General features: G+C 52.0%; 8 protein-coding genes. 3 read left to right on the forward strand and 5 right to left on the reverse strand.

The window, feature by feature from the left end; genetic code table 11:
- Positions 1-61: 61 nt before the first annotated feature.
- Genes GX117_09040 through lpxK form a run of 3 tightly spaced genes read left to right on the forward strand, consistent with a single transcriptional unit; the run spans position 62 to position 3,003 of the window.
- Complete coding sequence (locus GX117_09040; GenBank protein ID NLO33485.1) at positions 62-754, forward strand: DUF1080 domain-containing protein; 693 nt, start codon at positions 62-64, stop codon at positions 752-754.
- Positions 755-775: 21 nt separating this feature from the next.
- Positions 776-1,981 (forward strand): DNA-protecting protein DprA, encoded by a 1,206-nt coding sequence (gene dprA / locus GX117_09045; protein NLO33486.1) that lies wholly within the window; start codon positions 776-778, stop codon positions 1,979-1,981.
- Complete coding sequence (gene lpxK / locus GX117_09050) at positions 1,978-3,003, forward strand: tetraacyldisaccharide 4'-kinase (protein ID NLO33487.1); 1,026 nt, start codon at positions 1,978-1,980, stop codon at positions 3,001-3,003. The genes dprA and lpxK overlap by 4 nt, the downstream gene beginning before the upstream one ends.
- Here lpxK and GX117_09055 read toward each other — a convergent pair.
- The 5 genes from GX117_09055 to hemB form a co-directional block, all read right to left on the reverse strand.
- Positions 2,967-3,998, reverse strand: coding sequence for a hypothetical protein (locus tag GX117_09055; protein NLO33488.1), 1,032 nt, complete (start codon positions 3,996-3,998; stop codon positions 2,967-2,969). The two genes, lpxK and GX117_09055, sit on opposite strands and share 37 nt — an antisense overlap.
- Positions 3,999-4,112: 114 nt before the next feature.
- On the reverse strand, positions 4,113-4,619 hold the full coding sequence (locus GX117_09060; protein ID NLO33489.1) for a hypothetical protein: 507 nt from the start codon (positions 4,617-4,619) through the stop codon (positions 4,113-4,115).
- A gap of 184 nt (positions 4,620-4,803) precedes the next feature.
- Positions 4,804-7,230: a hypothetical protein gene (locus tag GX117_09065; GenBank protein NLO33490.1), complete on the reverse strand. Its 2,427-nt coding sequence runs from the start codon at positions 7,228-7,230 to the stop codon at positions 4,804-4,806.
- Positions 7,231-7,294: 64 nt separating this feature from the next.
- Positions 7,295-8,581 (reverse strand): glutamate-1-semialdehyde 2,1-aminomutase, encoded by a 1,287-nt coding sequence (hemL, locus tag GX117_09070; protein NLO33491.1) that lies wholly within the window; start codon positions 8,579-8,581, stop codon positions 7,295-7,297.
- A 12-nt stretch (positions 8,582-8,593) separates the two neighbouring features.
- Entirely contained in the window at positions 8,594-9,580 is a 987-nt protein-coding gene (gene hemB, locus GX117_09075; protein NLO33492.1) for a porphobilinogen synthase, read from the reverse strand.
- Positions 9,581-9,783 lie beyond the last annotated feature (203 nt).

Here is a 9,783-nt window from a genome sequence, read left to right on the forward strand (position 1 = left end):
TAAAATTACAACGATACGCTGTTTTTTACCAAACGCAACGCTGCCCGGAAAGGATGTGCTCATGAAGTATCCCCATCTGATTGTCTTGTGTCTATGCCTTTTTATGCTAACGCTTCCCTTTGCGTGTGCCGAAGATGAAGAGCGCCTGCCCCAAGGCGCAGCCACGCCCGCCCCGTCAGAAGCAGCGGGTTGGATCCCCTTATTCAGCCCCGAAAATGCAGCACATTGGAAAAATGTCACCGATACGACAGAAGGCGTCTTTAGTATAAAGGACGGCGTTTTCGAGGTGCATGGGAAAAAGTCTACCCGCTATATAGCCTGGGAAAAGGAACGCTTCGGCGATTTCGAATTGCATGTCGAATTTAAAGCTCCCCAAGGCGCGAACAGCGGTATCTTTATTCGTACCGACCCCGCCGACCCGGTTCAAAAGGGTATGGAAATCCAAGTCTTTGGTGACTATGGCGGAGCGCCGTCTAAACACAGCAGCGGAGCCTTGTATGACATTGCTACGCCCATGTTCAATATGGCATTGCCCGAGGGGTCGTGGAACTCTTTCGATATTCGTTTTGAAGGCAGCCAATTGGAGGTGGTCTATAACGGTTGGAAAGTCTTATCAATCGACATTTCTCAGATGACTGAGCCTATTGGTAAATTCGATACACCCCTTGCCTTACTGCCCCGAGAAGGGTATATTATTCTTCAAAACCATGAAGATGATCTTTCCTTTAGAAACTTGTGGGTGCGCCGTCTATAAAGGCGCGCCGGAGGTATTGGGATGGAATTAACCCGCGAACAACGGGAATGGCTGCGGCTTGCCCTTATCCCGGGCATCGGCAGAGCACGTTTTATCCGATTGCTGGCGCGCTTTAGTACGCCCCGAAATGTATTGGCAGCCACGGACCAAGAACTTGCCCCTATTGTTGGTAAAGCCATTGCGCAACGGATTACCGGCTACGCTGATATGGGCGATCTTGAATTGCAAGAAGCGAAGATGCGTGAGCGGGATGTGCATCTGGTAACCATGGATGATCCCGAATATCCTGAGCAGCTGGCTGAAATCTACGACCCGCCCGTAGTCCTTTATGTGCGCGGTACTTTGTTGGAACAGGATCAATATGCCGTTGCCCTGGTAGGTACACGAAGATGTTCGCAATTCGGCGCGAAGCTCGCCTATAAATTGGCCTATGATTTGGCAGAACGGGGCATTACGGTGGTGAGCGGGTTAGCGGAAGGTATCGACAGCGCAGCCCATGAGGGGGCGTTGGCGGCAGGCGGAAGAAGCATCGCTGTACTTGCCTTTGGACATGACCGCGTTTTCCCCGTTTCCAATGGGCCTCTCTTGCAATCAATCGTTGAGCACGGCTGCGCCGTATCCACCTTTCCTATGGGCGTGCGTGCATTGAAACAAAACTTTCCCCAACGAAACCGTATACTGAGCGGCCTGTGTTTGGGAACGGTCGTCGTGGAAGCGCCGCCGGGAAGCGGCTCGCTCATGACTGCGAAATTCGCCGCAGAACAGGGCAGGGAAGTCTTCGCAGTACCGGGTCCTGCCGGACTCGCCAACAGCCGCGGCCCCCATGAGTTGATCCGAGACGGGGCGCGTTTGGTGGAAACGGTAGATGATATTTTGGTGGAACTTTTGCTTCCGCCGGAAATGAAACGGAGTCCCGTCAAAGATACCTTGGAAGGGGAAGGAGCCTTTCAAGAATCCCTTCTCTTTCATAAAGCTCAAAACGTAAAGGGCGCATCAGCTGTTCCCCAAGATACGATACCCGCCGCTGCGGCTGCGCCCGCTCCGGCGCCCGTTCTCACGAAGGTGGAGCAAGACATTTTGCGCTCTCTCAATCCGGAAGGTTCTTTTGTGGATGAGATCGCCTTGACCTGTCGTATCTCTATTTCGGAAGCCCTGTCCACATTGACCATGTTAGAATTAAAAAATGCCGTTCGTCAACTTAGCGGAAAACGATTCATTCCCCAATGAACTATTTCAAACGACTCGCCCATAAGGTACGCAGCAACGCTCCTTTGCCCCTCTTTTGGCATAGTGTGCTTTGGCTTGCCTCGTGGATTCAACGTTTCGGCATGTGGCTCCGCTTACGCCGCCGACCTGTGTCGGTATCTGCTTATGTGATTAGTATGGGCAATATCACGGCAGGGGGGACGGGTAAAACGCCCGCCGTTATCGAGCGGGCAGCGCAAGAAATGAAAGAGGGCAAAAGCGTAGCTGTGATTACCCGCGGCTATGGCGCGTCCCGTGAATCTTTCCCCTTACTCTTCGACGGCAAGGAAAGCTTAGCTCGTGTGGCGAAACGCTTTGGTGATGAAGCCGCTTTGATCGCCTCCCGTGTGCCAGGCGTGGGCATCGTCCGTTCCCCTGATCGGGTAGCAGGCGCGCGCGCCGCCATCGGCGCCGGCTATGACACGCTTATTTTGGATGACGCTTACCAGGCAGTGCGCTTGCAGCGAAATGAAAATATTCTGCTCATCGACGCTACGAATCCTTTCGGAAACGGATTTATAATTCCCCGCGGTATTTTACGGGAACAGCTCTTTGCTATACAGCGTGCCACGGAAGTGATTGTGACCCGCTGTGATCAAGCGCCGGAAAATCTGCCCTCTATTGTGAACAGCATTCGCCGCTTCGCGCCGAAGATTCCCATTCGCTATACCATCCATGAAGCGACCGGATTGAGACGTCTTGCCGACGGCAAGGACTACCCCTTGGATTGGCTCTGTGAAAAAAAGCTGCGCGCCGTGTGCGGTATCGGCAATCCACAGTCTTTTTTCGAAACCTTGAAATCCCTGGGCGCGATTGTTGCGGAGCGTTACAGTGCACCGGATCACGGCGACATTCCTCCCGGCTGTTTCAGGGGCGATATGATTGTGGTCATGACCGAAAAAGACGCCCTCCGTCTGGACAGTACGCCGCCTGAGCACGTCTACGCCTTATGTATTGCCCTCGCTCCTTATATACCTGCCGCCTCTGCGAGCGCCTCTATATAAGCCTTGCCCGGCAATTCAACGGGGATTTTGGCGGAGCCTGTATCCTTCCGTGTTGCGGGACGGCGCAATAAAGAACTGCATAGCATCTTCGCGTTTTCTGCTCCCACTGCGTCCAAAAGGGCAGCGTGAAAATCGGCAGGATTAATCGGCGCGAGTGCCATGTAGGTTTTGCCCGAACGCAGATAGCCGAGAAGCAGGGCGTTCATGAAATGTTTCGGTCCCAAGCGCGTGCGCATGCGGGGGCATTGGCGCAACAGTAAGGAAGCAGGCTGCACAGGCGTTTGCGCCCGTACGGAGAAACATTCGGGATAAAGGTCTTCGGCAAGGACGCCTTTGCTGCCGCCCATGTCATAGCAATTTGCCAAGAGCGTGATGATCCGTTTTTTCAAGACTTCTGTGTCGCGGTTAGAATACCGAAACGCTTTTTCTCCATGAGGGCCCAGTTGTGTTGTTGAGGCAACATAGAGGGGCGCCAGTTTGTAGGGGATTGTATAGAAATAGGCAAAGACTTCCCGGTTGACTTCTCTGCGCCGATAGCGGTCGGGCAAATAGATGTGACCGTAAGCGTGCAGCGTGGGGGCGTGGTTAGGGACGTGTTTCCCAACCCATATCAAGGCGTTGTATTCTTTTTCTAAGGCAATGCTGCACTCTTCATGGTTCTTAGCAACGGCGAGACGGATGAGCGGCGTCTTCTTGTCCGACGATGACAAGGCAAGATCGTAGACGAAGCGCGTGGTGTCTTCATAAAGGAGATCACACTGTAATGAACGGAGGGACGACGTGCCGCCCGCCAAAGCAGTCAAGGTGGTCCAAAAAAAACGGTCCTGCTCGCGCAGCAATTTCTCGCAGGCATTTTGCAGGGTTTCCAATTTATAAAATTGTTTGTACACCGTTGGGTAAGGGCCGTCATAGGCGCGGCTTGTGCTCCATTTAACACGTGTAGCTGAACCCGAAAAAGAGGGGGGTGTACTGTTCCCCCGAGGCGGTCGTGCCATGATAAGTTCCCTTCCATTCTATGCATAAAATTAGCGTGTTAACGATTGTACTTGCAATCAGGCAGCCCGTAGGCGCCACAAGAAATCTGTCTATAGCTTTTGGCCGTGCAGTGATTAGACCCCGTCACCGGCACTTTCAAAACTGTCTTCGGGCGCATCTTCAACGGGGATCGGATCCACGTCTACAACGACGGCTTCCTCAGCCTCGGCATCTTTCGCTTCAGCGGCGGCTTTTTCTTTTTCGACGCGGTCTAAGAATTGGATCAACAACTCAAAGCTTTTGTCGGTCACTTTGCTGAAATCTTCTAAGCCGTTTTTCATGCTTTCCGACCATGCATCGATGATCTCTTTGCCTTCACCGGGCAGCCATTTGCCTTCCTTTACCGAACTCAACAAGGAGTCTTCCGCTACGTCGTGGGCTTTAGCAACCAAGTTCAAGCCTTTCATGATAGCGCTTCGATGAAAGTTGATCAGGTGCCGCGTACTATCAATGGATGCTTGTTTGGAGACCGCAATGGTGGCTTCGGCAAGGCTGCCTAAAATTCCCACACCTTTGCTCAACATCTCTTCAATAAAATCGCTTCCCTTTTTCTCCGATGAATCATTGTTTAGTGTTACCATGAATTGCATCTCCTTTCTGTGCGGATGTTAAAGGTCCCGACACTACTTCCATTATACGCTTTCCCGGTAAATTGTGATAGTCCCGACCCGGGAAAGAAAAAGGGGAAGTCCTTTTCCCTTCTAAAGTGGTGGAAGGGCGTGCGCCGCAATTGCGTATGCCGTTACACTTTTTCAACAAAATAATCTAATCGAGAGAAAGGGGCGTGTCGCTGCACTTCAAGGTAAATGCCGTGGCATTGTCGATGCTGACAGAAAAATCTTCAGGACAGTCAACATACAGGCTGAGGGTGTCATCCTTCTTTTGCCACTGAATCTGAATCATGTCGTCGCCAATGGGAATGGAGCCGGTACACCATGTCAGATCGGAAGGGTTCAGCTTGATAGCCAATGTCTTCTTGTTGGCATCCACGGCAGCCGCGCCCAAGACATCTCTGAATAAGGTCACCACAGCATGGGAGGCAAAGCCATGATTCAGGCTGGCATGGTCCTGCTGATTTTCCCACAGGGTACCCGTTCTTTCCACCATATACATGAGGTAGTCCACCATTTCATGGAGGGTCTGCTGGGTACGTCCTGCGCGGGACAACAATTCAAAACGCAGTATATTGCCAATAAAGGCGTTGGCGGGATGTACTTCAGGATACAGTCCTTGTTCCTGTCGTTTGGGGCCGAATTCATCCAAAAGTATACGCCATAATTCCGGATCTTGCTCCGGCGTGGCAACCCCAAAATAGAAGGCGAAATACTGGCACACCTCCGTTATGTTTTCAGTGAGTACGACTGTTCCATCCTTACGAAGGGCATTGTCCACGAAAAAGGGCGCCTTGAGCGCTTGTTCTCGTATGGTGTTGCGAATCCGATCAGCCTTTTCTTTCCAAGCGGGCCGGTCGTAAAGTTTGGCGGCAACATCAAGGGCTCCGGCATACAGCATGTTGGAAGGATAATTGATGTCCTGCACAAAATTGTTGGCAGCGCTCCATTCCACAAAGACCCAACTATCCAGTTTCTCGAGCAGTCCGGTTTCGTTTTCAAAGCCTTCAAAATACGTGAAGAGCTTCTCGATTTTGGTACGTAAAGCTTCTATGAGATTGCCTTCATCACCGCGCTGTGCATATTCGCCCAATTCCATGACGAACCACATTGCCCAATTAGGGATGAAGACACCGTCGTAGTGGTCTGCAGGATAGCACATGGGCAGCATCCCTTCGGGCAGATGTGCAAAGCTTTCAGGCAACAAATAGTTTTGGATAAAGTTTTGTTCCACATCAACCTTGCCCGTCAGACTCAGTGCGGCGCGCGCTGTAAAATAAGAATCGCATAACCAGCCTGCCCGCTCACGGTGGGGACAGTCCATAAAGATATCTACGGCATTTTGGGCAAAGGTCGTTCTGCCTGCTTCAAAGATTCGGTTCAATTTTTCTTCCGAACAATGGAATAGGGCACGGTCCGCGTTGGGGTGTTCGTAGCGGCGCAGTCCGCATTCCGAGATCACGCCCTGCCCCGATAAGGTCATGATTTTGATGCAGCGCATGGTATGCGGTTCAAAAGCTTCCAGACTGTATTGGCCCGGCTCAAGATCAACGAGGAAAGCATTCACACAGCCCAGTCTTCTCCAGTTCACATCAAGATCTGATTCTGTTTCATCAAAACTTATCAATAGGCGGGTGGCCGTATCACAATCCACTTTCATCCGCAGAAAGCCGCTTAGGTTCACGCCCAGATCCAAGACCTGAAAGTTTCCTGCTTCCATGGGAAAGGAGCTGTCCGCCTCAACTGCCTTTCGTACTTCCTGAATGGAAGTGTTTTCGACGGAACAAAGCAAATCGCTCAGGGTAAACTCCAGTTGATCCGGTGCAAAGCCTTTTAGCTTTTCGCTGATATTCACCAAACTCCGATCTTCGAAACAACGGTTCAGCTCGTTTTGCCGGAAGGTACCCGCTGAGATCTGTTGCAGGACAGGCTGGATTTCGAAGTTAGGATAGGGGACACCTCTGCTGAGTATCTGTTTCGCCTCTACTTGCGTTACGGCTGCTTTGGGAAGGCTGAGCGCTCCATTGCTGCGCCAAGCGTCGTAGTCTTGTGCAAGACGATAGATTTCGACGAAAGGACGCTGAAAACTATAACGCTGTACTTTTTGCAGCCGCTCAGGAATGGGGAAACCGATAAAGGGGTTTTCTTCCCTTCCTGTGGCGCATAAAACTTTCGTGCCTGATTGCACTTCCGCCTGCAAAAAAGAAGGTTGATCTAATACATAATAACTGTTCGAATTGTAGCCGGCTACTTCGACAGCCACGATATTATCGCCTGCCTGAAGCCAGGGAGCAAGATCCCACACATCAACCCGGTAATAGCCATGGGGGGCACGGGCGGGACCATGTCCTACAAAATGACCATTGAGAAAGACGCGGTATAAGGTGGAGGCCGTTATCCGAAGCTGTGCGTCGTCTTCAGGGCTTGCGTTAAAGATGGCGCGAAAGCCGGCGAAAACATTCATTTCTGTTTCCCGACCTTCCAGCCAGACGGGACGGGCCTCGGAAAAAATGCTTTCACCAAAAGCATGCACCGTGAAACAACTAAGAACGAAGGCTAGGATGATTAGTTGACGCCGCATAAGAGTATTCCTCCTGATTTTAAAGGGTAAAGAGATTGAATCGTATTGCTGTCGCTGCCGTGCGTTACAGGTCGTTTTTAATCGTCTGTTGTGCGGCTTCCAAGGTCTTGTTCAGCGTATCGTCGTTATGGGCGCTGCTGACGAAAGCGGCTTCAAACTGGGAAGGCGCGAAATATACGCCCCGATTCAGCATGCCGCGAAACCATTTTTTATACACTTCGGTATCCGATTCTTTGGCGCTTGTATAATCGTATACTTCGTTGTCGGTAAAGAAGGTGCACGCCATGGTACCGATGCGCCTTTGAAAGGCAGGGATTCCCGCTTGCTGCAGCAGATCGGCCAATCCAGTGCACAACATTTCCAAGTGTTTTGTCATGCCTTCAAAGATACCGGGTCTCGCCAAAATCTCCAAGCTCTTCAAGCCTGCGGTCATGGTCATGGGGTTGCCCGATAAGGTGCCCGCTTGATAGACCGGTCCTTGGGGAGCCAAAAGATCCATGACCGCTGCCGCGCCGCCATAAGCGCCGACAGGTAAGCCGCCGCCAATGACTTTGCCCAAGGTCGTGAGATCGGGCGTGATTCCAAAATGTTCCTGCGCGCCGCCTAAAGATACACGGAAGCCGGTCATCACTTCGTCAAAGATAAGCAGTGCGCCGGCAGCGGCAGTTAAATCGCGCAGCTTTTGTAAATAGCCGGGTTTCGGAATGACCACACCCATATTGCCGGCTACAGGCTCCACAATGACGCAGGCAATCTCTTCTCCATAATGATTAAAAACGGTCGTGATAGCCTCTTCATCATTGTAGGGAACAACCAAGGTTTGCGCGCTCGTTGCGGCAGGTACGCCCGGGCTGTCCGGCAAGCCTAAGGTGGCGACACCGCTGCCCGCACGGACGAGCAAGTTGTCGCCGTGACCGTGGTAGCAGCCATCCATCTTGACGATGAGATCCCTCTTTGTAAATCCACGGGCTAGCCGTATGGCGCTCTTGGTCGCTTCTGTACCGCTGTTTACAAAGCGGACACGATCCATGGAAGGGAAATGGCGGATAAGGCGTTGCGCCAAGCTTGTTTCCAGACTAGTGGGGATCCCATAGCCGAAGCCTTTTTCAGCAGCCTCTTTTACCGCATCTACCACCTCAGGGTGGGCATGACCCACGGCAAGAGGACCCCACGACAGCACGTAATCGATAAGCGTATTACCGTCTTCATCGGTGAGGAGTGCGCCCTTGCCGGAACGCACGAAAAAGGGGTTGCCGCCTACCGATTTGAAGGCGCGTACCGGGCTGTTCACACCACCGGGAAGCACGGTTTGCGCTTCACGCCACAACCCTTCAGAAAGGCAATGATCCATTTTTAATCTTTCTTATTTTTGAAGCCAACGGGCCAGATCCATGGCCCAATAACTAATAATCAACGACGCGCCGGCGCGGCGGATTCCTTGCGTCAATTCGAGTACTGTCTTTTTCTCGTCAAGCCAATTTTGGGCTGCCGCCGCTTTGACCATGGCATATTCACCCGATACATTGTAAGCGGCGAGGGGTATATTATAGTTGTCTGCCGCACGATGGAGGATGTCTAAGTAGGCCAGCGCCGGCTTGACCATGATAATATCTGCGCCCTCCTCTATATCCAATTCGATTTCGCGCAGCGCTTCATCACCATTGGCAGGATCCATTTGATAGGAGCGCCGATCGCCAAACTGAGGAGCCGATTCCGCCGCCTCACGGAAAGGACCGTAAAAGGCGGAGGAAAATTTTGCGCTGTAAGCCATGATGGCAACATCTTCAAAATTACCGGCGTCTAAGGCGTCACGGATCGCGCCGATGCGGCCATCCATCATGTCGGAGGGGGCAACGATATCCGCGCCGGCTTGTGCGTGACACAGGGCTTCTTTCATGAGGACGTCCACCGTGGAATCATTATCCACATCCGTGATGCCGTCTCTGTTTTGGCGAAGCAAACCGCAATGACCATGATCGGTATATTCGCATAAACATACATCCGTTATGACGCAAAGCTCCGGGCAGCGCTTCTTGATAGCGGTAATAGCTCGGGGAACCGCTCCCGCTGTATTCCACGCTTCCGTGCCCTGCGCATCTTTTCGTGATGGGATGCCAAATAGCAAGACGGCGGGAATGCCCAAATCTGCCGCTTCTTGTGCTTGATCAACAACTTCATGAAGTCCCCATTGGAATTGACCCGGCATGGTGCTAATGGGTATTTGAGCGTGTTCTTCATCTCTCACAAAGAGCGGCACGATGAGGTTGTCCGTGTGTAATCGCGTCTCGCGAATCATGCGGCGGAGCGTTGCATTCCGTCTGAGCCTTCTCGGGCGAATAGGAAGAAACATAAACTGAGCATCCTTAAGTCGTTAGGTTGAGCAGGGATGCTGATAGGGTAGCATAGGGGACAGGGAAATTTAAAAAGAGGGCTGTCGTGCCCTTTAGTGGTAGTAGTGTTGGCGCAGAGAGTCTACAAAGGCTTCTGCAAACCATTGACGCCACTTAGGATTCGCGAGGTGTGCCTGATCTTTGGGATGCTGCATGTTGGCGA

It is taken from the genome of Candidatus Hydrogenedentota bacterium (assembly GCA_012523015.1).
Lineage (GTDB): Bacteria > Hydrogenedentota > Hydrogenedentia > Hydrogenedentales > CAITNO01 > JAAYBJ01.